Here is a 24,168-nt window from a genome sequence, read left to right as displayed (position 1 = left end):
GCCGTCAGGTCCGCCTCGGCCGGTTGACGCCCGTCGAATACGAGACGATCATCAACACAGCCGCCTCAGCGGCATGACACCGACACTGTCACCCGATCGTGCAGCAGTCCCCCGGGCTCCGGCCCGAAGTGGTTGGTGATGATGCTGGCGATTTGCTCTTCCCGATACGCGGAGTGATCTAGCAGCTCTTGCTGAGCAGCCAGGGCCGCGTACGCGTCGGCGAGTTGGCTCGTCAGTCGCTTGACGATCTCACGCATCGCAGTGTGGTCGTCGCGGGCGCTCGCGTAGGCAAGTGCGAGTCGGTTGATGTCGTCAATCAGATGCGCATCGACAGGAGGGCGCGTCGAGGACCTGGACTGCCGCTTTCGTGGTCGCTGTGCTCGGCGTTCGACCTCGGCCTCCAGTGAGTGAACGAACACCCGCGGAGCGTTGCGTACAGCTCGCTGCCCCTGTGGTTGCGCCGGGCCGGTCAATACGCCATCACGGAGCAGTTGTTGCGCCCGCTGCCGCGTCACGCCGAGCCTCTCGGCGGCGAGCGCAAGCGAGACGGCCTCCTCCTCCATCAAGCAAGCATGCGTTACGCAATTTTGCTTATCAAGGCCCCGATCTGAGTTACATTCATGGGATTAGGAGAGTAAACTTGCTTATATGACGGTCTCCTTGCTTTCGGATGTTCTCGAAGCGCAAACACAGAACGCGCGTTTGCGCGGCGAGGATCTTCGCCGCGCTGGTGAGTTCATCGCAGCTCACGCCGTCAAGGCCGGGCTCGCGGTGTCAGCAGTTGACCGCACATCTGAACGCCTAGTTGCAGCCGCGTCCATCGCCGACGGGAACGTGCTTGTCGTAGACGAGTCGGAGCGATTGGACGGTCAGCGTGTCCTGCTCGTTGCCGGACACTGTGCTGGTCCGATGGGTATCGCGGCGCAGGCCTCGATCGCCCGAGCACTCGGCGCAACGTGGGTCGAGGCGATGTACGTCGCCGTCGATCCTGGGGACTGGTCCATTCCCGGGGTCGATGCCTTGGCAACCCTCAAATTGCAGGATCTCGGCCGCGGGGCTGCCGAAGGCTCACCTGACCTGGATGCTGGTGTGTCGTTCTCTTCTGAGGGGGTGGCGTGCGCGGCCGGGTAGCGTCGGCGGACACGATGGGATCGGTGACCCGAGCGGTCGAAGCTTCCGGCTGGTCAGGAGTTGTGCTTCCACGCACGAGCGTGCTGGGCGTGTCTCTCTTTCCGGTTGTCGCGATAGATCAGGCTGTGTGGGCGGAGCGGATATCGAACAATCAACCGCCCGAGCATGATCGGTCGACGTTGGCGGTCTGGGAATCCTGGATCCACGAGTTGGGTGATTGCCCGCCTCGCAGTCCGCTGACAATCGTTGGTTTCGTCTCAACGGCGGCCCAGCCTCAGTACGCCCTCGAGGCGTTAGGCAGGGTGTCTGGGTTCGGTGCCGGAATGTGGGTTACTCAAGCTGAGTCACCACGGTCGATCACCCTGGCTGAGTTCGATGTCGCTGATACGTGGGTCGTTCGCGAGCGGGACTCGGCGGTGCTCGTAGAAGGCCGTCCGGGTCCGGCGGCGACTGCGTGCCGGATGACGTCGACTAGGCACAAGGAGGAACAGCTCTTTGCGTGGGCACTCGACGTTGGTGTGGGCATCTAGACGCTGACGCGTGGCGTTGCGGCGAGCCAGGCCTTGACGGCCTTGTGGGGCTTCCATGGCTGCGACCGAGCAGTCAGCAATTGTGAGTGGTTCTTGATGGCCTGCTCGCATCGGTCTCGCCATTCTCCTGGCCTGGCCGGCGCGGGGTGCTCAAGCAGCTGCCTGGCGATCTGTGCTTGTGCTGCCAGCGAGTGTTCCATGGCCGCGCTGGCGACGTCGCTCTGGTCGAAGAGCCACGCCAGAGAGCGCCCATGGCACACGCTGCATGAGCACCTCCAGACAGGCGATTGCGGATTGGTGGTGATGCCACCTTCGACCTTGTCGAGCATGTAGTACGACTGCAGCCTGGGTACGTACACCGACGGCGGAGGTGTGAAAACTTCGTCGTCACCATCGGTCGCCGGATACAGATGCCTCAATCCTGATCGAACACCAACCGAAACCGCTGCCGCACCATGCGCGAGCGCTCCCAGTACGGATGTGTCCGAGCGCAGCAGCAAGGTCGGAACGTCGCACCTGAGTACTTCGATAAGTCCGGCGACGGTCTCCTTGTGACGCAGTGGGTCCGATTCGGATTCGAGAACGAGGGCAACTGGGCGTCCAGTGGCGGTGATCACCTCGATCAGCGTGTCGAGGTTGGCAGTAAGCCAGTCCGTGGCCAACGGCAGACACACCAACAGTCGATCGGAGTGCGTCCCCCATCCGAGGACGGACTTGAGCGACTCGCCGTCGCCCTTCGGAATGTAGCCGGAGTCCGTCATCGCCCACGTCAGGCCTGCTGCGAATTGATCGTTCACCCACTGCTCGGACATCCCGGTCGCGCCGACTCGCCGTGAGTTCCCGGTGTATTGGGCTGCATCGAGGAGGATTGCAGCGCGTTGATTCTCCTTGCGAAGGCGCTTCAGCGCGCGGCGAGCAGTGGCCGCACTTCGGCTGGCGACCACGGCACCAACGTTGTCCGTCGCCGTCAAAGGTGCAACGACGTCAAGGGCGCCGGCGGAGATGTGTGCCATGAACGGTGGTCCGAACTCCGGAAGTTCGGCACAATCGTCGAACTCGAGTGCTTGCGCGATCCCCACGGTGACCCCCAGATCGTTGACTTGGCCGTCTCGCCTCGGGATGTACGGGATCAACCTCGTCGATCGACTTCACCTATACCAGCAGCGACGTGTGATGCGCCACCAACTACGCACCTCAGCTATGCCGCCGAAACCGGACTACGTCGCGGCGCCAGGCGCGCGCGACACCCGTGCTTCTATCGCCTCAACGAGATCCGGGGGAGCACGGCCGCCGTCATCGGCATTCGCCAATCGAACGGCTCTGGTGACCAAAAAACCCGAGGTCACGGACTCATTTGAGTTCGCGACCTCGGGTCCAGCAGTTCATAGAACTGCTCGTGGTGGGCGAAGGGGGACTTGAACCCCCACGTCCCGAAGGACACTGGCACCTGAAGCCAGCGCGTCTGCCATTCCGCCACTCGCCCGAGCGACCGGAGAAGATTAACACGAGGCGACGCGGCCCGCGAAATCGGACCGCGACCTGGCCCTCCGACCTTGCCGGGCCGTGCACATTCGTGCTACCAAAGGGACAGTTGGGACCAATGGGGTTACGCTGACTTCGCCGTGCCCCGATCGCGGCTATCATCATTGGTCAGTACATGCATCACGACACGCTGAGGAAGGGGGAAGTCGTTCCATGGGAATCCTGCAGCGGTTCGAGCGGAAGCTCGAGGGCGCGGTGGGCGACGGCTTCGCCCGCGTCTTCGGCGGCAAGGTGGTCCCCCAGGAAGTGGAGGCCGCTCTCCAACGCGAGGCTGAGGATCAGCTGCAAACCCTCGGAGACGGGGCGTACCTGGTACCCAACAAGTACGTCATCGCCGTCTCCCCCACCGATCAGGAGACCTTCGAGGCGGACCGCGAGCTCGCGATCCGTGCCTTCTCGAAGCACCTCGACGAATACATCCATGACAACGGCTGGCAGACTTATGGTGACGTGGTCGTGCACTTCGAGCAGTCACCAGGCCTGCACACGGGCCAGTTCCGGGCCCGCGGCACTGTGGATCCGGATGCAGTCCCCCAGAACCTTGTACCCCAGCGACCACCTGCAGAATCAGGAGCCGATTCGATGAGCAACAATCCCGGATACGACCAGGGACGGCACGGCGGCCAGTACGACCAGGGCGGCTACCAGCAGCAGCAACAGCCGGGGTACGACCAGAACTACGGCCAGCAGCAGCCCGGGTACGACCAGAACTACGGCCAGCAGAACTACCAGCAGCCGGCCTACGACCAGAACTACGGCCAGCAGGGCTACGACCAGCAGCAGGGTTACGACCAGGCCGGTTATCAGCAGCAGCAGCCGGCCTACGACCAGAACTACGGCCAGCAGAACTACCAGCAGCCCGGCTACGACCAGGGCTACCAGCAGCAGCCCGCGTACGACCAGAACTACGCGCAGCCGCAGCAGCCGGGGTACGACCAGGGCTACCAGCAGCAGCCCGGCTACGACCAGAACTACGGCCAGCAGAACTACCAGCAGCCCGGCTACGACCAGGGCTACCAGCAGCAGCCCGCGTACGACCAGGGCTACGGCCAGCAGGGGTACGACCAGGGCGGCTACCAGCAGCCCGGCTACGACCAGGGCTACCAGCAGCCGCAGGGCGGCTACGCCCAGCCGCAGGCGGTCACCCTGTACCTGGAGGACGGCTCCAACCGGACCTTCGCGCTGCGCGAGGGCACCAATGTGATCGGCCGCGGCCAGGACGCCCAGTTCCGTCTCCCGGACACGGGCGTCTCGCGGCGGCACGTGGAGATCCGTTGGGACGGCTACGCCGCCGTCCTCAACGACCTCGGCTCCACCAACGGCACCGCGGTCAACGACGTGCCCGTCTCCAACTGGGAGCTCGCCGACGGCGACCGCATCCGCGTCGGCCACTCCGACATCGTGGTCCGCTTCCAGTAGATTTCACCTCGGGGCGGCGAAAGCAGACCCGTATGACAGCGCCCGCACGGCGGGCGCTGGACGAGTGTGCGTCGGATACGACCAGGAGGGAGACACCGTGCAGGGACTCGTGTTGCAGCTGACCCGGGCGGGTTTCCTCCTGTTGCTGTGGCTGTGCATCTGGCTGGTCATCAGCGCGCTGCGGTCCGACGCACGGCTGGCGTCGGGCCTGCGGCCCCGCCAGAAGGAGGCCAAGGCGCCCCGTCGGGCCCTGTTCTCCCGCACCAGCAAGGTCGCGAAGTACCTCGTGGTCACCCACGGCCCGCTCGCGAACACGCGGATCACCCTCGGTCAGCAGCCCGTGCTCATCGGCCGCGCCGACGACTCCACCCTGGTGCTCAACGACGACTACGCCTCGACCAGGCACGCGCGGCTCTCGCGCGACGGTGACGACTGGTACGTCGAGGACCTCGGCTCCACCAACGGCACCTACCTGGCCCGCAACAAGGTCACCACTCCCACCCGCGTCCCGCTGGGCACCCCGGTGCGCGTGGGCAAGACAGTGATCGAGTTGCGCCCGTGAGCCTCGTCCTTCGATACGCCGCCCGCTCCGACCGGGGCCTCGTCCGCAGCAACAACGAGGACTCCGTGTACGCGGGTGCCCGCATCCTGGCGCTGGCCGACGGCATGGGCGGCCACGCGGCGGGCGAGGTCGCCTCGCAGCTCATGATCAACGCGCTCGCCCCGCTCGACGACGACGAGCCCGGCGGCGACCTGCTGGACACCCTCGAGGAGGCGATGGTCGCCGGCAACGAGACCATCGCCGAGCAGGTGGCCGAGGACCCGGAGCTCGACGGCATGGGCACCACCCTCACCGCGATCCTCTTCGCCGGCTCCAAGCTCGGCCTGATCCACGTCGGCGACTCCCGCGGCTACCTGCGCCGCGACGGCGAGCTCATCCGTATCACCAAGGACGACACCTTCGTCCAGACCCTCGTCGACGAGGGCCGGATCACCGCGGAGCAGGCCCACACCCACCCGCAGCGCTCGCTGATCATGAAGGCGCTGACCGGGCACGAGGTGGAGCCCACGCTCACCCTGCGCGAGGCCAAGGCCGGCGACGTCTACCTGCTCTGCTCCGACGGCCTGTCCGACGTGGTCTCCGACGAGACCATCGGCGAGACCCTGGCCCTGGCCACCGACGACGTCAGCGCCGCCGCCGACCGGCTCATCGAGCTGGCGCTCAAATCCGGCGGCCCCGACAACGTGACCGTCGTGGTCGCCCGCGTCGAGGACTCGAGTTTCGGGCAGAGCCGCCCCATCGTCGGCGGCGCCGCGAACGACGACGACGAGGACTACGTCCCGCCGGCCAACACCGCCGCCGGACGCGCCGCCGCACTGCGGCCGCCGAAGAAGGCACCCCGCCGCGTCGTGGCGACGGACGTCGAGGAGGAGCCGGAGACCGGCTCGCGCCGCAAGTGGATCGCCCTCGGCGTGCTGCTCGTGCTGCTCGTCGGCGGCGCCATCGGCCTCATCGTCACCCGCTCGGTGGTCAACTCCAGCTACTTCGTCGCGGCCACCGACAAGGGCACCATCGCCATCTCGCACGGCGTGAAGGTCTCGATCTTCGGCCGCGCGCTGAACTCGCAGCAGGAGGTCGTCTGCATCGCGGAGACCGCCGGCGAGGGCCGCGCCGCGCAGGGCTGCACGCCGCTCACCGTCGACGACCTGACGCCGCGCGGCCGCGCCAACCTGGCCGGCCTGCCCTACGCGAGCTCGCTCGACGACGCCCGCGAGCAGGCCCGGAACCTCACCGACCGCGACAACCTGATGGAGCGATGCGCGATCACCACGGAGATCGAGGCGCCGGCGCCCGTGACCCCGCAGGACCCGAACGTCCCGGCACCGTCGACCACGATGGCGCCGCCGGCCGGCGAGACGCTCGCGCCTCCCCCGGCGCCCGTCACCAAGGTCGTCACGCAGACGTCGACGCCCGAGCGGCCCTGCCGCGGAGGCCCCTCGTGACGTCGGGCGTCAGCACTCCCGGTGCGGGCATCGCGCTCGACCCGAACCGAAAGTCCCGGACCTACGAGCTGGTCCTCCTCGGCGCCGCCACGGTGGTGACGGGGACCTCGCTCGCGCTGGTGGAGTGGGCGCAGGAGCAGCGGGTCACCCTGGACCTGGCGAAGTACGTGGTCGCCTTCATCGTGCTGTACGGCGCGGCGCACTACGCCGTCCGCCGGTTCGCGCCGTACGCCGACCCGATCATCCTGCCCGTGGTGGCCATGCTCAACGGCCTCGGCCTGGTGCTGATCCACCGCCTGGACCTGGGCAACGCGCACGCCGAGAACGGCCGCGTCTCGCAGACGCAGGAGGCGAACCAGCAGATCCTGTGGACCCTGCTGGGCCTCGCGGTGCTGGTCGCGGTGCTGGCGCTGCTGCGCGATCACCGGACGCTGTCGAAGTACGCGTACACGATCGGCCTCGCGGGAGTCGTCTTCCTGGCGCTGCCGGCGCTGCTGCCGTCGAGTCTGTCGGAGATCAACGGCTCGAAGAACTGGATCAAGACGCCGCTGTTCAACATCCAGCCGAGCGAGATCAGCAAGATCCTGCTCATCATCTTCACCGCGGCCTTCCTGGTGTCCAAGCGCGACCTGTTCACCTCCGCGGGCCGCCGCGTCCTCGGCATCGACCTGCCGCGCGCCCGCGACCTGGCGCCGCTGCTGCTGGTGTGGGTCGTCGCGCTCGGCGTGCTCGGCTACGCCAACGACCTCGGCACGCCGCTGCTCATCTTCTTCACCGTCCTCGCGATGGTGTACATCGCCACCGAGCGGATCGGCTGGATCGTCGTGGGCCTGAGCCTCGCGGTGATCGGCGCCGTGGCCGCCTACCAGCTCTTCCCGCACCTGCGCGTGCGCGTCGAGGTCTGGCGCGATCCGTTCGCCGCCTACGAGACCATCGGCTACCAGCCCGCCCAGGCCCTGTTCTCCCTGGCCACGGGCGGCCTCGCCGGCACGGGCCTCGGCTCCGGCCGGCCCACGATGGTGCCCTTCGCGTCGACCGACTTCATCATGGCCGCCGTGGGCGAGGAGCTCGGCCTGATCGGCCTCGCCGCCGTCCTCATGCTGTTCCTGGTGCTGATCTTCCGCGGCTTCCGCGCGAGCCTGACGGTGCGCGACAGCTTCGGCAAGCTCCTGGCCGCCGGCCTGGCGTCGACGATGGCGATCCAGCTCTTCGTCGTCGTCGGCGGCGTCACCAAGCTGATCCCGCTGACCGGCCTGACCACGCCGTTCATGAGCTACGGCGGTTCGTCGCTGCTCACGAACTACGCCCTCATCGCGCTGCTGCTGCGCATCTCCAACGCGGCCCGCGAGCCCAAGGTCGCCCGCAAGCCCGGCGCGCCGGTCCCCGACCGGCCGACCGAGATCGTGAAGCGCGTATGAACGCACCGATCCGCCGCATCTCCCTCGTCGTGGTCCTGCTCGTGGTCGCGTTGCTCGCCAACGCCACCTGGGTGCAGGTCTTCCGCGCCGACGACCTCCGCGCCGACAGCCGCAACGAGCGCGTGCTCCTCGACGAGTACGCGCGCCAGCGCGGCTCCATCCTGGCCGGCGGCCAGGTCATGGCCCAGTCGATCAAGACCGACGACCGGTACAAGTACCTGCGCACCTACCCGGAGGACATGGCGCGCGCGTACGCGCCGCTCACCGGCTACTACTCGATGATCTACAGCTCCAGCGGGCTCGAGCACGCCGAGGAGTCGGTGCTCAACGGCAGCGACGACCGGCTCTTCGGGCGCCGCGTCGTCGACCTGCTGTCCGGGCGCGACCCGAGCGGCGGCAACGTGATCACCACGATCAACCCGACGATGCAGCGCATCGCGTACGAGAAGCTGACCACGGCGTGCGGCTCGAACGGCCCGTGCCACGGCGCGGCCGTCGCGATCGAGCCGTCGACCGGCAAGATCCTCGCGATGGTCTCGACCCCCAGCTACGACCCGAATCCGCTGTCGTCGCACGACACGAGCGCGGTCAGCAAGACCTGGGAGCAGCTCAAGGACGACCCGGACAAGCCGATGGACAACCGGGCGACCGGCTGGACCTACCCGCCGGGATCGACCTTCAAGGTGATCACCACGGCCGCCGCGCTGGCGCAGGGCAAGGGCGTCGACCTGAACACCCGGCTCACCGCCGACAAGCAGATCACTCTGCCGGGCGGCGGCGGCACGACACTGCAGAACTACGCGGGGATGACGTGTCCCGAATCCTCGGGCGGTACCGTCAGCCTGTTGCAGGCGTTCCAGTACTCGTGCAACACGGCGTTCGTGGATCTGGCCACGACGAAGATCCAGGACGGAGGCGAGGCGATCAAGGCGATGGCGAACAACTTCGGCGTCAACTCGACGCCCGACCCCATCCCGCTGCGGGTCGCGCAGTCGGTGACCGGTCCGCTGTCCGACGGTGCCCAGACGGGCCAGTCGGCCATCGGCCAACTCGACGTGGCGATGACCCCGCTGCAGAACGCGGTGATCGCGGCGACGCTGGCCAACGGCGGCGTCCGCATGCAGCCCTACCTGGTGGACTCCTTCCAGGCGCCCGACCTGAGCACGTTCGGCGGCACGTCGCCGAAGCGGCTGGGCCAGGCGATCTCGCCGCAGGTCGCGGCGCAGATGCGAGAGCTGATGATCGCGTCGGAGCAGCACACGAAGGGCTCGGGCGGCCGGGTCCAGATCGCCTCGAAGACCGGTACGGCGGAACACTCTCAGGGCCAGCGCGGCGGCGAGGCACCGCACGCCTGGTACATCGGGTACGGCCCGGTGAACGATCCGAAGGTAGCGGTGGCGGTCATCATTGAGAACGGTGGAAATCAAGGCGAGGCGGCGACCGGTGGGTCGCTCGCCGCGCCGATCGGACGAGCGGTGATAGGCGCCGCGGTGAACGGGCAGGGGAACTGATGAGTCTGCAGACCGGATCGGTGATCGCCGACCGCTACGAACTCCTCCGGCTCATCGCCACCGGTGGCATGGGTCAGGTGTGGGAGGCGATGGACACACGGCTCGACCGCCGTGTCGCCGTCAAGGTCCTCAAGGCCGAGTTCTCCGAGGACCAGGAGTTCCTGGCCCGCTTCCGCAACGAGGCCCGCACCACCGCCGCCCTCAACCACCCCGGCATCGCCGGCGTCTACGACTACGGCGAGACCGCCGACCAGGCCGGCGGCGCACCCCTGGCCTACCTGGTCATGGAGCTGGTCAACGGCGAGCCCCTCAACGCCGTCCTCTCCCGCCTCGGGCACCTGAGCCAGGCGCAGGCCCTGGATCTGCTGGAGCAGACCGGACGCGCCCTCCAGGTCGCGCACACCGCCGGCCTCGTGCACCGCGACGTCAAACCCGGCAACATCCTCATCACCCCCACCGGGCAGGTGAAGATCACCGACTTCGGCATCGCCAAGGCCGTCGACGCCGCACCCGTCACCAAGACCGGCATGGTCATGGGCACCGCCCAGTACATCTCCCCCGAGCAGGCCTCCGGCGAGGACGCCACCGCCGCCTCCGACGTCTACTCCCTCGGCGTCGTCGGCTACGAATGCCTCGCGGGCAAGCGCCCCTTCTCGGGCGACGGTGCCATCACCGTCGCGATGAAGCACATCCGGGACCAGCCGGAGCCGCTGCCCAGCGACCTCCCGGCGCCGGTGCGCGAGCTGATCACGCTGACCCTGGGCAAGGACCCGCGGCAGCGCTACGCGAACGGCGGCGAGTTCGCCGACGCCGTCGCCGCGGTCAAGGCCGGGCAGCGCCCGCCCATGCCGCGCGGCTGGACCGGCGCCGCTCCGGCGGCGGCCGCCGCCGCGACCGGGGTCCCGGAGACCGCCGCCACGGCGATCGTGCCGCCGGCCTCGCGCCCCGGTCCGCAGCCCGTCTCCCGCAACTCCACCCCGACGCCGCGGGCCGCGGCGCCCGCCACCTACTCGGACGGCGGCGGCTGGACCAAGGCCCAGAAGACGATCCTCGGGGTCTCGGTGGCGCTGCTGCTGCTGGCCGCGGCGATCATCGGCGGCTACTTCATCACCCGGGACACCGGCAGTGAGACGCCGCTGCCGTCGACGAGCGTGACCGACACGGGCACCGTCGCACCCCCGCCGACGGGGACCTCGACGCCGGCCCGCCCGGTGCCGCCCCGGACGACGACGGAGGCGCCGCGGACGGTGACCGAGACGTCGACGGTGCAGCCGACGACCACGCCCCCGCCGCCCAAGCCGACGACGACCCCGCCGCCGCCGACCACGACGACCCCGCCGCCGACCACCACCTCGGACCCGCCGGTCACCGGAGGCGAGCCGACCACGAAGCCGCCGTGCACCGGTATCTTCGGGATCCCTCTCCCCTGCCCCAACAACTGACGGATAACGGACAAGCAGATGACTACCCCGCCGCGTCGCATCAACGACCGCTACGACCTGGGCGAGACGCTCGGGTTCGGTGGCATGTCCGAGGTGCACCTGGCCCGGGACACGCGTCTGTCGCGCGACGTCGCGATCAAGATCCTCCGCGCCGACCTGGCCCGTGACCCGAGCTTCTACGAGCGGTTCCGGCGGGAGGCGCAGAACGCGGCGTCGCTGAACCACCCGACGATCGTCCAGGTCTACGACACCGGCGAGGCGCAGACCAGCGGCGGGCCGCTGCCGTACATCGTGATGGAGTACGTCGACGGGGAGACCCTGCGCGACGTGCTGCGCCGCGACGGGACCATCGCCCCGCAGGCGGCGATGACGTGGATGGCCGACGTCTGCGCGGCGCTGGACTTCAGCCACCGCAACGGCATCGTGCACCGCGACATGAAGCCCGCCAACGTGATGCTCACCCGCGCGGGGGAGATCAAGGTGATGGACTTCGGCATCGCGCGGGCGATGAGCGATCCGTCGGCCGGGATGACGCAGACGGCCGCCGTGATCGGCACGGCGCAGTACCTCTCGCCGGAGCAGGCCCGCGGCGACTCGGTGGACGCCCGCTCCGACGTCTACGCCGCCGGCTGCGTGATCTTCGAGCTCTTGACGGGGCAGCCGCCGTTCACCGGTGATTCCCCGGTCTCCGTGGCCTACCAGCACGTCCGCGAGGATCCGCCGACCCCGTCCGCGATCCTGGACACGATCCCGCCCGAGCTGGACTCGATCACGCTCAAGGCGCTGTCGAAGAACCCCGCCAACCGGTACCAGACGGCCGGCGAGATGCGGCAGGACCTGATCCGCGTGCTCGCGGGCCGCAAGCCCGAGGCGCCGATGGTGCTCTCCGACGAGGAGCGCGACGCGCTGCTCACCGAGCCGGCGAAGCCCCGTCGCCGGGCCGCCGCGGCCCCCGTCGCCGCTGCGGCCGCCGCCGGGACAGCGGGCGCGAACAGCGCCGAGCCCTCGGACGACGGTCCGCCCACGGAGATCGTGGAGACGACCCCGGCGGACGCGCCCGTGCGGCGCCGGCGTGCGGCGCCGGCGACGACCGGCAGCCGCTCGAAGCTGCTCATGCTGCTCTCGGCGGCCGTGATCGCGCTCGTGCTCATCGGCGGCACCACCTGGTACCTGCTCAACAGCCGCGGCGGCGAGCAGAACGCCACTGTGACCTCCCAGATCGGCGCGCCGGCCGCGGATGCCCAGGTCGCGCTGCAGAAGCTCGGCTTCACCGTCGAGGTGCAGCGCATGCCCGACAACACCGTGCCCGCCGAGCACGTGATCTCGACGCTGCCCGGGCCGAACGCGAGCGTCGCCAAGGGCTCGACGGTGGTCCTACAGGTCTCCACCGGCCCCAAGATGGCCGCGGTGCCCGATGTCGCGAACAAGCCCGAGAAGGAGGCCCGCGACATCCTCGAGAAGGCGGGCTTCACCGTGGCCAAGGACGTCAAGAACGACCCGTCGCCGACGGTGGCCAAGGGCAACGTCATCTCCACCAACCCGGCGATCGGCGCGAACACGCCGCAGAACACGCCGATCCAGCTCACCGTCAGCTTCGGCAAGGAGCAGGTGCGCGTGCCGGACGTGACGAGCACGCAGGTCTCGCAGGCGGAGGCGAACCTCAAGGGCCTGGGATTCCAAGTGGAGATCCAGCGCGTCGACAACCCGGCCCCGGCCGGCACCGTCGTGCGGCAGAACCCCACCGGCGGGCAGAACGCGGACAAGGGCAGCACGGTGACGCTCCAGGTCGCCCGGGCGAAGCCGATCACCATGCCGAACGTGATCAATCAGGACCAGAACGCGGCCCGCGCCGCACTCATCCAGGCCGGCTTCTCGTCGGAGAACATCTCGGTCGTGGTCGACGCCCCGTCGGGCCTGTTCGACCGCGGTCGGGTCTGGCGCACCGATCCCGATGTCGGCGCCCAGGTGGACTCGTCGGCGACGATCGTCCTGCACGTCCGCCGGTCCTGAGGCGAGGCCGGGACCACCGGCACCTCGCCCGACGGTCCGCGGTGCTCACCCGAGCGCCGCGGCGACCTCCTGCTCGAGCTCGGCGACGCGCGCCTCGGCGACGGTGTAGCCGCACACGGCCAGCCAGTTCGCCAGCATGCGGTGGCCGCCCTGCGTGAGCACGGACTCGGGGTGGAACTGCACGCCGTGGATCGGCAGCTGTCGGTGCTGGAAGCCCATCACCACGCCGGAATCGGTGCGGCCGGTGATCTCGAGCTCGGCGGGGATCGTGGGCTCGAGCACCGTCAGCGAGTGGTAGCGGGTCGCGGTGAAGGGGTCCGGCAGGCCGGCGAGCACGCCGTGGCCGTTGTGGTGCACGAGCGAGGTCTTGCCGTGCAGCAGTTCGGGCGCCCGGTCGACCGTCGCGCCGAAGACGGCCCCGATCGCCTGGTGCCCGAGGCACACTCCCAGCAGCGGGGAGCCGGCCGCCCGCGCGGCCTCGACCATGGGCATCGTCTGCCCCGCGCGCTGCGGGGTGCCGGGGCCGGGGCTGAGCAGCACGCCGTCGTACTGGGCGGCCGCCGCGGCCGGATCGTCCAGTCGCGGATCGTCGTTGCGCCACACGTCCGCCTCCACGCCCAGCTGGCCGAGGTACTGGACCAGGTTGAACACGAAGCTGTCATAGTTGTCGACGACGAGGATCCGCACGCCGTCCAGCGTAGCGGGGTGGGGTGGCGCAGGTACATCCGATAACCTGGCAGGTGAAACGCACCCTGGTAGAAGGAAGCCATGCCGAAGTCGAAGGTCCGGAAGAAGACCGATTACACGATCAACACCGCCACGGATTCGCGCACGCCGGTCAAGGTGAGCGCTCCGTCGGGCCGGTGGTTCGTGGTCGCGTTCCTGGCGCTCATGCTCGCCGGGCTGGCCTGGCTGCTCGTGTACTACGTCGGTGCGGACCCCAACGGCCTGGGCGCGCCCGGCAAGCCGCTGGAGTGGATGGCGAACCTCGAGGCGTGGAACTTCGCCATCGGTTTCGGCCTCATGATCGCCGGTCTGTTGATGACGATGTGGTGGAAGTAGCCCTGACCAGCGAAATCACAACGATGTCATTCATCCCCAGCTGTGGATAAACCTGTGGATAACTGGAGCGCCCCGCGCGGTGTGGGCGTGGTCCTGCTCGTCGCGGGCCTCCTGCTCGGCGCCGCGGCCGTCGGCTTCCAGGCCATCAAGGACCCCGTCGGCATGGTGCTCGTGGGCATCGGCGTGCTCGCCCTGATCTACCTCGGGGCGCAGGTGCTGGTGCTCCGCCCGCGCCTGTCCGCCGACGGCGCCGGCGTCGTCTACCGCGGCGCCTTCGGCCGCAAGGTCTTCCCGTGGGACGGCCTGGAGATCAAGCGCACGACCACGCGGCACTGGGGCCGCGAGTCGGTGCTGCTGGAGCTCACGCGCGGCGACGACCTGCTCTTCCTCGGCCGCTGGGAGCTGGGCGAGGCGCCCACGCTCGTCGCGCAGCAGCTCGAGGCCCTGCGGCCCGCCTGAAAGATCGACGCCTCTCAGCGCGACACGCCGCAGTCATGCCCGCGACACCGCTGAGAGACGGAGATCTTTCACCTGATCAGTAGCGACGTGCGGTGACGAAGCCGCGGATGCCGGCGACGCGCACGGGCATGCCGGAGGTCACCGCCTCAACCACCTGGCCGTTGCCGATGTACAGCGCGGCGTGGCCGCCGCCGTTGGTGATCACCACGTCGCCGGGGCGCAGCTGCGCCTGCGAGACGGGAGTGCCGGCGCTCATCAGCGAGTAGCTGCTGCGCGGCACGCTGACGCCGGCCTGGTTCATGGCCCAGGTGACGAGACCGGAGCAGTCGAAGGAGCTGGGGCCGGCGGCGCCGTAGACGTAGGGCATGCCCACGCGGGTGAGCGCGGCCTGCACGACCGACGAGCGGTCGGGTCCGGCGATCTGCCCGGCCTGTGCGACGGGTGCCTGCGGGGCGGGCGCGGGGGCGGCCTGCGCCACGGCGGGTGCGGCGACGATTCCGATCACGGCGGCTGCGGCTCCGAGGGCCGCGCGCATCGTGCCGCGGCGGGTGCTGCGGACGGTCATGGTCTTCGTACTGTCGCTGGTCACTTTCGTCGAACTCCCGACTCCGTGGAGCGGCGTGTCGGTCACGCCTCGGTCTCCACAAGATCACGGCAACGTTACGAAGACCGGACGACGGGTGTCCATCTCAGAGCGGGCGTTGTGCCGTGAAGATGCTCACCGACCTGCGTCGATCGAGACCCGGCTCACACGAATCCTTGAGATATCCGGAATTCCGTGCAGAATCTGATCCACACTGATGGAGGAGTTAGGCGAAGTAAATTCACTGCGCCGGACCCGCCGAGCCCGCCCGGCGACGGCCCGAGACGCCCCGGAGACACGAAAGCCCGGCCGGATCACCCGGCCGGGCACACGCGTGGGGAGGGGGCGACTACTCCTCGACGGTGATGGAGTTGATGGTGACCTCCTTGACCGGGCGGTCCGCGCGGTCGGTCTGCGTGCCGCCGATGGCGTCGACCACCTTGCGGCTGGCCTCGTCCTCGACCTCGCCGAAGATCGTGTGCCGGTTGTTGAGGTGCGGCGTCTTGCCGACGGTGATGAAGAACTGCGAGCCGTTGGTCGCCGGGCGGCCGATGTTGGCCATGGCCAGGATGTACGGGTGGTCGAAGCGCAGCTCCGGGTGGAACTCGTCGACGAAGTCGTAGCCCGGGCCGCCGGTGCCGGTGCCGGTCGGGTCGCCGCCCTGGATCATGAAGCCGTCGATCACGCGGTGGAAGACGGAGCCGTCGTAGAACGGGCCCGAGTCGCCGCCGGAGGCGTTGGTGGTCGTGTATTCCTTCGTTCCCTGGGCGAGTCCGAGGAAGTTCGCCACGGTCACGGGAGCGTGATTGCCGAACAGCGCGATACGGATGTCACCTTCAGAGGTGTGCAGGGTCACGTGGGCGGTAGCGTTGGAGTTGGTCACACCGCCATTCTGCCATTTTCTGCAAGTGCGAACCCCAGGAGATCGGATAAGAATCGACGGTGGAAAGACGCACTCCCGTCCGTTGAAAGGATCACGCCACCGATGGCCACCACCCCCTTGCTCGACGACGCCCTCGCCGCCGACGCCGCCCCGGCACCGTCGGCCCCCTCGAACGTGCAGCGCCTCGTCTCCGGCCTCGGCCAGAGCATCGTCGGCCCCGCCAACATCCTGCGCGCGCTCTCGGGCCTCGGCCTGTCCCTCGCCGGCAAGCTGATCGCCGGCGTCTACGGGCTGGTCCGGTCGTGGATCGCCCCCGCCGAGGTCGATCCCGAGCAGGCGATCACCCTGTCCGACGGTGCGCCGTCCCGCCCGGCCCTGCGCAAGCCGTTGCTGATCGGCGCGGTCCTCGCGCTGGTGCTGGCCGTGGGCGGTGTCGCCTTCAAGCTGCTGCGCACCCCGTCGGCGCCGCCCGTCGCCGCCGAGCCGCCCCGCGTGCGCCCGGCGAGTGGCGCCACCGGAGACAGCGCCCCCGCCCCGGAGCTGGAGCAGGTGGAGGAGACCGAGGAGGACGTGGCCGTCGAGTCTCCGGCCGAGGAGGATCCGCGCAAGAAGGGCGAGTAGCCGCCTAGCCGCGCCAGCCCGCGGGCTGGTGCGCCTGGATGGCGAGCAGCGCCCAGGCCAGCGCGATCACGAAGAACAGGCCGTCGAGGCCGCCGCTACCCCCGCGGTAGTGGATGGTGGCGGAGACGATGATCGAGATCAGCGCGGCCACCCAGCACAGAGCGCAGCGGCGGTTCATACCCCCAGGGTATGCCGCCGCTGCGTCGTTCTACGAGGAGGCTAGGCCGAGACGGCCGTGCGCGTCGCGTCGCCCTTCCGCACCGTGAGCCGCTGCAGGAGCTCCGCGCCGACGAGCCCGATCGCGCCCCACAGGATGGCCTGCGCGAGGAACGAGTACGTGCGGAACCAGTACAGGTCGTCGGGGTCGAAGCCCTCCGGCGTCGCGACGGTCGCCGGCAGCACCAGGCAGGCCACGACGAGACCCACGATCACGACGGCCCCGCCGGCGAGCGCGGCGCCGTACGCCCCGAGCCGGGGCACGACGGCGAGACCGATGACCCAAGCGGCCGCCACGAGCGCGAGGCAGATCGCGACCATGAGCAGGTACGCGCCGGTGCGCTCGCGGATCGTCTCGGGATCGCCCACGACGGGCGGGTTCGGCGGGTACTTCAGGTACGGCAGCGCGTAGATCCCGGCGAACAGCGAGCCGGCCACGGCCAGCGCGACGGCGCGCGGCGTCCACTGCGCGAGCTTCGGCGCCGCGACGCAGTAGGCCACCGCGAACAGGGCGCCCATCGCGATGCCGAACAGGATCAGGCCGGCGCCCAGCCCGACGTTCTGCTGGACGGCGCGGGTGAACAGCTCCGGCTCCTCCATCGCCATTCCCGGGTGGGCGGCGTGCTCCGCGGCGTTGCGGGCCTCCTCGAAATCGATAGCGCGGCCGATGATCGGCTCCACCATGATCCGCCCGAAGACGAACGCGAGCAGTCCTCCGTTCGCCCCGGCGAGTGCGCCGCGGGCGATGACGTGCTTCTCCATGTCTCCCCGATCAGTGGCAGGGGAAGCCCAGGAAGTGCCGGGCGTCGTGGAAGAACTCGTGGACGTGCATGTCGTTGCCGAACACCGAGACGGCGCCCTGGTCGATGCCGATGAAGTAGTACGCCAGCACGGCCAGGATCAGGGTGGCGGAGAGCCACACCGCCCGGCGGGAGACGTGCAGGGAGAGGTCACCGGCGTGGGCGGTGGTGGATGCGTTCGCCATGGGCGGCGCTCCTTCGTCCGGGGTTTCGCGCCCGGGTAGACGGGGTTCGACGGTGCCCGGTCGCCCGGGCGTGCCGGCGCGGGTCTGGCTTCACAGTGGCGCGACCGCTCCCGAGGGGATTCCGCATCCGGCCCGCGAAGTGTAACCCCGCGGGCCGGAGACCGCGATCACACGGGCATCAACCTGCCGAGCAGGTCGGAGAGGGTGAGCACCGCCCGCGCACCGTCGCGCTCCACCACGGCGAGGTGCGCCCGCGACTCCCGCATCGTGGCGAGGGCCGCGTACGCCGGCTCGGCGGCGGCGAGGATCAGGACCGGCCGCATGAGATCCGCGGCGGTCGCGGTCCCGTCGGCCCGCAGGCAGTCGCGCACGTGCACCACGCCGAGGTGCGCACCGCCCGTCACCAGCTGCCGGAGGTGGCCCGTCCGGTCGGCGGCCTCCCGGACCTGTGCGGGCGTCGCCGAACCGGGCACGGACGACGGCGCGGCGTCCCACCGCGCGATGTCGCCGACGGTCAGCGCCTCGAGCTCGAGCGCGCTGGTCAGCCGGCCGGAGTGCTGCTCGTCGAGCGCGCCGACGGTGACCGAGTGCTCGACGAGGTGGCGCAGCGCCGCCGGGTCCTGGCCGGACTCGACCTCGTTCACGGGCGTCACGCCGACGCGCCGCAGGCATCGGTTGGCCGCCTCGTTGAGCACCAGGAGCAGCGGGCGGAACACCGTCATGAAGGCCCGCATCGGCAGGGCCAGCAGGATCGCCGACCGCTCCGGGTGCGCGATGGCCCACGACTTCGGCGCCATCTCGCCGACCACGAGGTGCAGGAAGGTCACGATCAGCAGGGCCAGCACGAAGCCGCCCACGTCGGCGATCCATCCCGGCATACCGGTGGCCGCGAGGAGCGGCGTCAGCCACCCGTCGACGGCCGGCTTGGTGATGGCGCCCAGCGCCAGCGTGCACACGGTGATGCCCAGCTGCGAGCCCGCGAGCAGCAGCGAGAGCTCCGAGGAGCTGCGCAGCGCGGCCCGCGCGGAAGCGCTGTGCGCCGCCTCGTCCTCGAGCCGGTGTCGGCGCGCGGCGATGAGCGAGAACTCGACGGCCACGAAGAAGGCGCTGGCCGCGATCAACAGGACCGTGATCGCCACGATCGTCCAGGGGCTACTCATCGTCGTCCTCCGTCCGGTCGATCGCGGGCAGGCTCAGGTGCACGGCCGCCGGCACCCGTCGTTCGACGGTGCGCACCTCGGCCCGGAGCGCGGGCCGGGCGGTTCCGGGCACCGCCGCAGGATCGGGCAGCAGGGGCAGGTCGGTGACGTCGCCCGGCCGGGGCAGCGCCCCGAGGCGCGCGGTGACGGCGCCACCGAGGGTCTCGGCGTCGCCGGGTTCGAGGTCGACGCCGAGCAGGCGCTCGACCTCGTCGAGGTGCATGTCGCCGCGCAGCAGCCAGCCGTCGCCGTCGGGCACGGCGGGCGCCGGGTCGGTGCCGTCATGCTCGTCGTCGATCTCGCCGACCAGTTCCTCCGCGATGTCCTCGACCGTCACGACGCCGTCGAAGCCGCCGTACTCGTCGATGACGAGGGCCATCTCCTGGCCCGCGTCCCGCAGTCGCGCGACGACGGCGGGCAGCGGCATGGAGCCGGGCACGATCACCGCCGGGCGGCAGCGGGAGCGCGCGGTGCCGGTGCTGTCGCCCAGCAGGTCGTGGAGCGTGATGACGCCGATCAGGTCGTCGGCGCTCGCGCCGACCACGGGGTACCGGGTGTGGCCGTCGGCCATGCGCTCCAGGACGACGGCCGCGGGCTCGTCGGCGGCGACCAGGTCGACGCGGGCGCGCGGGATCATCGCGTGCTCGGCGGTGTGGCCGGGGAAGTCGAGGATCCGGTCGAGCAGCGTCGACAGCTCGCGGGGCAGTTCTCCCGCGTCCCGCGAGGCGGCGACGATGTGCTCGAGGTCCCGGGGAGTCGCCGAGTGCTCGACGTCGTGCACGGGCTCGATCTTCACGGCGCGCAGCAGCAGGTTCGAGGCCTGGTCGAAGAACCGGATCAGCCAGCCGAACGCGCGGATGTACAGCGTCGTCGAGAGCGCCAGGCGGCGGGCGACGGGCTCCGGCCGGGCGATGGCGAGGTTCTTCGGGAAGAGCTCGCCGAAGACCATCTGCGCGATGGTCGAGAGGCCGACGGCCAGGACCGCGCCGATCGCGATGCCCACGCCCGCGGGCACGCCCGCGCCGCCGAGCAGGGTCCCGACGCCGCGGCCGATCAGAGGCTCGGCCACGTAGCCGACGAGCAGGCCTGTCACCGTGATGCCGAGCTGCGCGCCGGACAGCATGAAGGAGGTGCGGCGCGTGACCTGCAGGGCGCGGGCCGCGGCCTCGTCGCCCGCCTCCGCGCGCGCCTTGAGCCGGGAGCGGTCCACCGCCATGTAGGCGAACTCCTGGGCCACGAAGTAGCCGGTGAACGCGGTGATCACGAGCACGACGACGACGCCGGCCAGGATGGTGAGGAGGGTGATCACGCGGCGGCCCCTCGGTGGGGCGCGGGTTCAGCGGATCGGGGTCTTCGGCGTTTGCGCGAGGCGCGTCTCATCGATTCTCTCTGTATCGGGCCTGCCGATTCGCAGGTCGCTGAGTAAAGAGTAGGTCAAGATCGCCGATCCGGCATCGGAGCAGGTCAGGCACCGTCGGAAACGACGAAAGGCGGCTCCCGGGAGACCGGAAACCGCCTGTGATCGCGCGAAGTGTTTGTGGAGCCTAGGAGATTCGATATCTCTAGGAGCCTCCTGACTGTCCACGACGTGGCTGACGGGTCTCATCGTGGCTGTTGTGGCCCTGTGGCGGACGGATTATCTGCATGTTCTCCTCGACGGGCTTCTTGTTTGGCCGGCGGCCGGGTTCCCAGTTCGAGGAGTCGGCTTCGGAGCGCCTCGTTCTCGGTGTGTAGTTGCTCGAGCTGTTCGGTCAGTTCGCGGTTGCGGTCGATCGCGGTTGCGAGCTTGGTGCGGAGGGATTCGGCACTGGCTGCCCTGGAGCGTTCTATTCCGGCGGTGGCGGTGCCGCGCTTCGCGTCGATATCCTGCCGGAGCTGGGTTTGCTTGTAGAGGAAGCTGGTTGAGACGTCGGCGGCTCTGGCGACAGCGACGAAGGTGACGGGTTGTCCGGTGTTGTGCAGCCGGGTGATGGCTCGACGTGCGCGGGCGGTCGCGCTGGTTGTGCGGGCGGCGGCGGCCGCGGTGAGGCGTGCAGTGCGGTGATCGCGGTCGCCATTGCTCACCTGGATTCCTGCGTGTCTGAGTCGATTTCGTCGATGAGCCTGGTGACCTTGTCGAGCATGGTCTTGTTCAGGTCCGCTGCCTGGCGGTCGCCGTTGTCTTGTGCTTGGGCGGCGAGCTGTCTGAGCTGGTCGCGGTGGGTGATGTGTGCGCCGAGGAAGGTGCGGCCGCCGGGGTCGTGGAAGGAGCAGTCGATGCAGGGGTTCGGGCGGAACTCGCAGCGCTGCGTCGCGGGGAGCGTGCAGAACCCGTTGGGCAGTGCGGTGGTGAAGCGGGCGCGCAGGCGCTCGACGGTGGCGTCGACGCCCTTGTCGGGGTTGGTGTCCCAGAATTCGCGGGCTTTGCGGGCGAGGGTGTCGTCGGTAATGCGAGCGTAGGTCGCGGTCATGGTGTCGCTGTGGTGGCCGAGGAAGTCGCGCACTTCCGGTTGGGTCCATCCGTTGTTGAGCAGGTGCATTCCGATGGTGTGGCGGAAGCGGTGGACGTCGCCTCCGGAGATCTTCTCGCCGGTGGCGACGGACGTGGTGATGCCGTGCTCGCGGAACAGTGCGGCGAGGCGGTGTCGTAGCCCGCTGGTGGACCAGGGCTGGGTGCGGCCGGCGATGGCGCTGGACCGGGCGCCAGGGAAGAGGTGCTCGGCGTCGGGGCCGTAGGTGTCGCGGACGCGGGTCTGCTGGTCGCGGATGATCTCGGCGAGGCTTTCGGGGACTGGAAGCCGCCGCCAGGCGCTGGTTTTGGTCATCCAGTATTCGATCCAGTGGCCCTGCTCACTGTGTTGGAGGCAGTCGATCGGGAGGGCGACGAGTTCGGATATGCGGCACCCCGCCCATCGTGTGGTGGCGATCATCGCCCGGAGGGTGGGGTCGGTGGCCGGGTTGTCGACGATCAGGGTGTCGATGCGTTCGATGACATCGGGTGGAAAGGGCCTCGGTCGGCGGGTCTTGCGGTGGACGTTCTCGCCGCGGCGCAGGAAGATCGCTGATCCCAGGTCGTCGACGAGTCCGCAGTCGCGCAGTGTTTCGAGCAGGTAGGCCGCGGTGTTCGCGAGCTGGGGGCTTGCCTTGGTGTCGGGGCGGCGCGTCCATTCGAGGTAGTCCAGGAACGCCGTCCGAGTGACCGCAGACGGTTCGGGAACGGTTCCGTCGAGCGTGAGGAACTGGGCGAGCTGGCGGGTGGCGCGCAGCCACTGGGTGAGCGTTCCCCAGGACATGCGGGAGGTAGACAACTGTTGGCGGGCCAGGCTTTTGACGGCCTCTTTGAGCCAGGGCACCGGGATGGTGGCCCAGTCGACAGCGGTTCGTGTCGCCCCGGCTTGGGTGGCGTCGAGGACGAACTCGAATCCGTCGCGCCACCGCCAGTGATCCGCGGCCCATGGGTCGGGGTCGGTGGCCCCGTGAAGGAGTCGGAAGAACCTCCGGATGTAGGGAGCGCAGAGGGAGTCGAAGTTGGTGTAAGGCCAGTGCTGCCTGCACAGCAGCAGCCAGTCGTCGACGGGGCGTTCGGTCAGGGAGCTGGTGATACGCCCGTGCGCGACCTCGATGAGGACGATCAGGGCGCGGCGCAGGCCGGCGTTGGGGGTCCAGTCGCCGCGGCCGATCTTGGTTGCGGCGACGAACCGGACTTCGTCGGCGGCCGCCGCTGGGATGCGGCGGAAGTCGACGACCTGCGTGGTGGCGGGCCGTCCACGGGGCACGCCGACGGGCAGAGCGCTGGTGGTGGCCCAGGCGTCAAAGTCGGCGGGCTGTCCAGCGCGGAACCACTGGAAGTAGTGGGCATAGCACAGCCCCGAGGTGGCGGCTGCGCGTCCACCGGGGCCGCCGAGCCAGTACCGCTCGCCGTCGCAGTCGGAGACGGCGCACGGGTCGGTGGCGGCGCGGCGGCGGTCGCCGGCGATGTCGACGACCGGCCACGTCGATGCGCACCAAGGCCCGTCCGGCACCTGCAGAGCGGGGACGCCGCGGGGCCCGGACCGGGCGCGCTCGCCGTTACCGCGCGCCATCGCCGTCTCCCTTCAGTCGGTACTGCTGCGGTTCTCGCCAGACCAGATGCTCGGTGGTGCGGAGCTTTTCGGCGAGGTCGTCGCTGGCGAGGTGAATGTAGACGTCGGCGCTGGCCGAATGGGATTGGCCGAGGCGGGCAGCGATCTCGGCCGCGGTCCATCCGGCTTTGGCCAGGGCGGTGGCGTGGGTGTGGCGGAGCATGTGCGGGTTGAGGTCGTCGATCCCGGCGGCGGCGCCGATCCGTTCGATGAGCTGGTAGGCGTTGGAGTAGGTCATCGGACCACCGACGGGTGGGCGTGAGAGGTTGACGAACACGTAATCGCTGTCGACGTGGGCGATCTCACCGAGCAGGTACGCGGCATACAGGTCGAAGAACCGCCGCGGAGCCTCGACGATGAATTGGGTCTTCTGCTTTGATAGCGCCCCGTTGGCGTTGTCGTCACGCCGGCGGATCATCACCTGCCTGCGCATCGGGTTCAAGTCGCCGTGGCGCAGGCCGAGCGCTTGGCCTACCCGCAGGCCCAGGTCGTACTGCGCCGACAGCAGCAGTCGGTCACGGGTGGTCGACGCCGCGGCGAGCAGCTTGGCGAAGTCGGTCTCGAAGTCGATGACCTGCACGGTCTCTGCCGACTGCCGGTCGGGCCGGGCCAGGCGGGAGACTTCGCGCGGACGGCGGTGTTCGAGGTGCGCAAGGAAGCTGTGCGCGCGCCGCGGCAGCTTCGACGGGTTGCGGGTCAGTACCAGATCCTGCGGTCCCCGGCCCTCGACGCGGTGGAACTCGTAAAACTCCCGCACCGCGGCGCTGACCGCTTTCACCGTGCCGGGTGCACGGCCCCCGCACCGCGACGGCAGCGGCGGCAGTCCAGCGGTGAGAACGGCGACGAAGTCACAAAGCTGCCGGAAATCCAGCTCATCCCAAACGATTCCCCGCGCAGCCAGCCAACGATAGAACTGACTCAGGTGCCGCGCGTACGAGCGGACGGTGTTCTGAGAACGTCCGATCGCCCGCTGCCAATGCAGGAACTGCTCGATCTCGAGCACCGGCAAACCCTGTTGGTCGACGACGGTCCACGACCGGACCCCGTGGACCG

24 protein-coding genes and 1 tRNA gene are annotated in these 24,168 nt (G+C 69.5%); 11 read left to right on the top strand and 14 right to left on the bottom strand.

The window, feature by feature from the left end:
• Window positions 1-65 precede the first annotated feature (65 nt).
• On the bottom strand, window positions 66-563 hold the full coding sequence (locus WFK95_RS22955; RefSeq protein WP_336672084.1) for a hypothetical protein: 498 nt from the start codon (window positions 561-563) through the stop codon (window positions 66-68).
• Window positions 564-648: 85 nt separating this feature from the next.
• Here WFK95_RS22955 and WFK95_RS22950 point away from each other — a divergent pair, with 85 nt between their 5' ends.
• Complete coding sequence (locus tag WFK95_RS22950; protein ID WP_006368644.1) at window positions 649-1,131, top strand: hypothetical protein; 483 nt, start codon at window positions 649-651, stop codon at window positions 1,129-1,131.
• Window positions 1,132-1,657: 526 nt separating this feature from the next.
• On the opposite strand, the gene WFK95_RS22945 is transcribed toward WFK95_RS22950, so the two are convergent.
• Window positions 1,658-2,740 carry a hypothetical protein gene (locus tag WFK95_RS22945; RefSeq protein ID WP_128646715.1) on the bottom strand — a complete coding sequence of 361 codons (1,083 nt, stop codon included), beginning with the start codon at window positions 2,738-2,740 and terminating at the stop codon, window positions 1,658-1,660.
• A gap of 318 nt (window positions 2,741-3,058) precedes the next feature.
• Window positions 3,059-3,144 (bottom strand) — tRNA-Leu (locus tag WFK95_RS22940).
• A gap of 212 nt (window positions 3,145-3,356) precedes the next feature.
• Between WFK95_RS22940 and WFK95_RS22935 the strand changes: the two genes are divergently transcribed.
• From WFK95_RS22935 to pknB, 7 genes are all read left to right on the top strand, one after another.
• Entirely contained in the window at window positions 3,357-4,622 is a 1,266-nt protein-coding gene (locus tag WFK95_RS22935) for a DUF3662 and FHA domain-containing protein (protein ID WP_336672083.1), read from the top strand.
• Between the two features lie 97 nt (window positions 4,623-4,719).
• A complete protein-coding gene (locus WFK95_RS22930; protein ID WP_224644811.1) occupies window positions 4,720-5,184 on the top strand; it encodes an FHA domain-containing protein FhaB/FipA in 465 nt (154 codons plus the stop codon).
• Window positions 5,181-6,626, top strand: coding sequence for a PP2C family protein-serine/threonine phosphatase (locus WFK95_RS22925; RefSeq protein ID WP_336672082.1), 1,446 nt, complete (start codon window positions 5,181-5,183; stop codon window positions 6,624-6,626). The genes WFK95_RS22930 and WFK95_RS22925 overlap by 4 nt, the downstream gene beginning before the upstream one ends.
• Window positions 6,623-8,044 (top strand): FtsW/RodA/SpoVE family cell cycle protein, encoded by a 1,422-nt coding sequence (locus WFK95_RS22920; RefSeq protein WP_224644809.1) that lies wholly within the window; start codon window positions 6,623-6,625, stop codon window positions 8,042-8,044. Before WFK95_RS22925 ends, WFK95_RS22920 begins: the two co-directional genes overlap by 4 nt.
• The gene (locus WFK95_RS22915; protein WP_224644808.1) at window positions 8,041-9,555 is read left to right on the top strand and encodes a peptidoglycan D,D-transpeptidase FtsI family protein; all 1,515 of its coding nucleotides are present in this window, start codon (window positions 8,041-8,043) and stop codon (window positions 9,553-9,555) included. The genes WFK95_RS22920 and WFK95_RS22915 overlap by 4 nt, the downstream gene beginning before the upstream one ends.
• Window positions 9,555-10,997: a serine/threonine-protein kinase gene (locus tag WFK95_RS22910; protein WP_336672081.1), complete on the top strand. Its 1,443-nt coding sequence runs from the start codon at window positions 9,555-9,557 to the stop codon at window positions 10,995-10,997. Before WFK95_RS22915 ends, WFK95_RS22910 begins: the two co-directional genes overlap by 1 nt.
• Before the next feature lie 18 nt (window positions 10,998-11,015).
• Window positions 11,016-13,007: a Stk1 family PASTA domain-containing Ser/Thr kinase gene (gene pknB / locus WFK95_RS22905; RefSeq protein ID WP_336672080.1), complete on the top strand. Its 1,992-nt coding sequence runs from the start codon at window positions 11,016-11,018 to the stop codon at window positions 13,005-13,007.
• Between the two features lie 45 nt (window positions 13,008-13,052).
• Here the strand turns inward: pknB and WFK95_RS22900 are convergent, their stop codons facing one another.
• Complete coding sequence (locus tag WFK95_RS22900) at window positions 13,053-13,694, bottom strand: aminodeoxychorismate/anthranilate synthase component II (protein WP_336672079.1); 642 nt, start codon at window positions 13,692-13,694, stop codon at window positions 13,053-13,055.
• 81 nt (window positions 13,695-13,775) lie between these two features.
• Between WFK95_RS22900 and crgA the strand changes: the two genes are divergently transcribed.
• Window positions 13,776-14,069, top strand: coding sequence for a cell division protein CrgA (gene crgA / locus WFK95_RS22895; RefSeq protein WP_224644804.1), 294 nt, complete (start codon window positions 13,776-13,778; stop codon window positions 14,067-14,069).
• Between the two features lie 54 nt (window positions 14,070-14,123).
• Window positions 14,124-14,528 (top strand): PH domain-containing protein, encoded by a 405-nt coding sequence (locus WFK95_RS22890; RefSeq protein WP_336672078.1) that lies wholly within the window; start codon window positions 14,124-14,126, stop codon window positions 14,526-14,528.
• A 76-nt stretch (window positions 14,529-14,604) separates the two neighbouring features.
• On the opposite strand, the gene WFK95_RS22885 is transcribed toward WFK95_RS22890, so the two are convergent.
• Together WFK95_RS22885 and WFK95_RS22880 are read right to left on the bottom strand one after the other, a co-directional pair.
• Entirely contained in the window at window positions 14,605-15,093 is a 489-nt protein-coding gene (locus WFK95_RS22885; RefSeq protein WP_224644802.1) for a C40 family peptidase, read from the bottom strand.
• Window positions 15,094-15,460: 367 nt separating this feature from the next.
• Window positions 15,461-15,994 (bottom strand): peptidylprolyl isomerase, encoded by a 534-nt coding sequence (locus WFK95_RS22880; protein ID WP_224644801.1) that lies wholly within the window; start codon window positions 15,992-15,994, stop codon window positions 15,461-15,463.
• A gap of 102 nt (window positions 15,995-16,096) precedes the next feature.
• Here WFK95_RS22880 and WFK95_RS22875 point away from each other — a divergent pair, with 102 nt between their 5' ends.
• Window positions 16,097-16,615 carry a hypothetical protein gene (locus WFK95_RS22875; protein WP_336672077.1) on the top strand — a complete coding sequence of 173 codons (519 nt, stop codon included), beginning with the start codon at window positions 16,097-16,099 and terminating at the stop codon, window positions 16,613-16,615.
• Between the two features lie 4 nt (window positions 16,616-16,619).
• Here the strand turns inward: WFK95_RS22875 and WFK95_RS22870 are convergent, their stop codons facing one another.
• From WFK95_RS22870 to WFK95_RS22835, 8 genes are all read right to left on the bottom strand, one after another.
• The gene (locus tag WFK95_RS22870) at window positions 16,620-16,793 is read right to left on the bottom strand and encodes a hypothetical protein (protein WP_158645192.1); all 174 of its coding nucleotides are present in this window, start codon (window positions 16,791-16,793) and stop codon (window positions 16,620-16,622) included.
• A 41-nt stretch (window positions 16,794-16,834) separates the two neighbouring features.
• Window positions 16,835-17,593: a CbtA family protein gene (locus tag WFK95_RS22865; RefSeq protein ID WP_336672076.1), complete on the bottom strand. Its 759-nt coding sequence runs from the start codon at window positions 17,591-17,593 to the stop codon at window positions 16,835-16,837.
• A gap of 10 nt (window positions 17,594-17,603) precedes the next feature.
• A complete protein-coding gene (locus WFK95_RS22860) occupies window positions 17,604-17,816 on the bottom strand; it encodes a CbtB domain-containing protein (protein WP_126195642.1) in 213 nt (70 codons plus the stop codon).
• Window positions 17,817-17,983: 167 nt separating this feature from the next.
• Complete coding sequence (locus WFK95_RS22855) at window positions 17,984-18,976, bottom strand: CNNM domain-containing protein (protein ID WP_336672075.1); 993 nt, start codon at window positions 18,974-18,976, stop codon at window positions 17,984-17,986.
• Entirely contained in the window at window positions 18,969-20,324 is a 1,356-nt protein-coding gene (locus WFK95_RS22850) for a hemolysin family protein (RefSeq protein WP_336672074.1), read from the bottom strand. Before WFK95_RS22850 ends, WFK95_RS22855 begins: the two co-directional genes overlap by 8 nt.
• Before the next feature lie 293 nt (window positions 20,325-20,617).
• The gene (locus WFK95_RS22845; RefSeq protein ID WP_220270942.1) at window positions 20,618-21,079 is read right to left on the bottom strand and encodes a DUF6262 family protein; all 462 of its coding nucleotides are present in this window, start codon (window positions 21,077-21,079) and stop codon (window positions 20,618-20,620) included.
• Window positions 21,076-23,076, bottom strand: a complete 2,001-nt coding sequence (locus WFK95_RS22840) for a tyrosine-type recombinase/integrase (RefSeq protein WP_223120764.1) — start codon at window positions 23,074-23,076, stop codon at window positions 21,076-21,078. Before WFK95_RS22840 ends, WFK95_RS22845 begins: the two co-directional genes overlap by 4 nt.
• The gene (locus WFK95_RS22835; protein ID WP_225536077.1) at window positions 23,063-24,118 is read right to left on the bottom strand and encodes a tyrosine-type recombinase/integrase; all 1,056 of its coding nucleotides are present in this window, start codon (window positions 24,116-24,118) and stop codon (window positions 23,063-23,065) included. The genes WFK95_RS22840 and WFK95_RS22835 overlap by 14 nt, the downstream gene beginning before the upstream one ends.
• Between the last annotated feature and the right edge of the window lie 50 nt (window positions 24,119-24,168).

It is taken from the genome of Tsukamurella sp. USMM236 (assembly GCF_037148755.1).
Taxonomy (GTDB): Bacteria; Actinomycetota; Actinomycetes; order Mycobacteriales; family Mycobacteriaceae; genus Tsukamurella.
The sequence above is the reverse complement of the archived record's forward strand: the minus strand, read 5'-3'. Positions and strand labels throughout refer to the sequence as shown.

Bases quoted from the DNA above. Each gene is read 5' to 3' on its own strand.
- WFK95_RS22955 (WP_336672084.1), bottom strand. From the start codon at position 563: ATGGAGGAGGAGGCCGTCTCGCTTGCGCTCGCCGCCGAGAGGCTCGGC.
- WFK95_RS22950 (WP_006368644.1), top strand. From the start codon at position 649: ATGACGGTCTCCTTGCTTTCGGATGTTCTCGAAGCGCAAACACAGAAC.
- WFK95_RS22935 (WP_336672083.1), top strand. From the start codon at position 3,357: ATGGGAATCCTGCAGCGGTTCGAGCGGAAGCTCGAGGGCGCGGTGGGC.
- WFK95_RS22915 (WP_224644808.1), top strand. From the start codon at position 8,041: ATGAACGCACCGATCCGCCGCATCTCCCTCGTCGTGGTCCTGCTCGTG.
- WFK95_RS22910 (WP_336672081.1), top strand. From the start codon at position 9,555: ATGAGTCTGCAGACCGGATCGGTGATCGCCGACCGCTACGAACTCCTC.
- pknB (WP_336672080.1), top strand. From the start codon at position 11,016: ATGACTACCCCGCCGCGTCGCATCAACGACCGCTACGACCTGGGCGAG.
- crgA (WP_224644804.1), top strand. From the start codon at position 13,776: ATGCCGAAGTCGAAGGTCCGGAAGAAGACCGATTACACGATCAACACC.
- WFK95_RS22885 (WP_224644802.1), bottom strand. From the start codon at position 15,093: ATGACCGTCCGCAGCACCCGCCGCGGCACGATGCGCGCGGCCCTCGGA.
- WFK95_RS22875 (WP_336672077.1), top strand. From the start codon at position 16,097: ATGGCCACCACCCCCTTGCTCGACGACGCCCTCGCCGCCGACGCCGCC.
- WFK95_RS22870 (WP_158645192.1), bottom strand. From the start codon at position 16,793: ATGAACCGCCGCTGCGCTCTGTGCTGGGTGGCCGCGCTGATCTCGATC.
- WFK95_RS22865 (WP_336672076.1), bottom strand. From the start codon at position 17,593: ATGGAGAAGCACGTCATCGCCCGCGGCGCACTCGCCGGGGCGAACGGA.
- WFK95_RS22860 (WP_126195642.1), bottom strand. From the start codon at position 17,816: ATGGCGAACGCATCCACCACCGCCCACGCCGGTGACCTCTCCCTGCAC.
- WFK95_RS22855 (WP_336672075.1), bottom strand. From the start codon at position 18,976: ATGAGTAGCCCCTGGACGATCGTGGCGATCACGGTCCTGTTGATCGCG.
- WFK95_RS22840 (WP_223120764.1), bottom strand. From the start codon at position 23,076: ATGGCGCGCGGTAACGGCGAGCGCGCCCGGTCCGGGCCCCGCGGCGTC.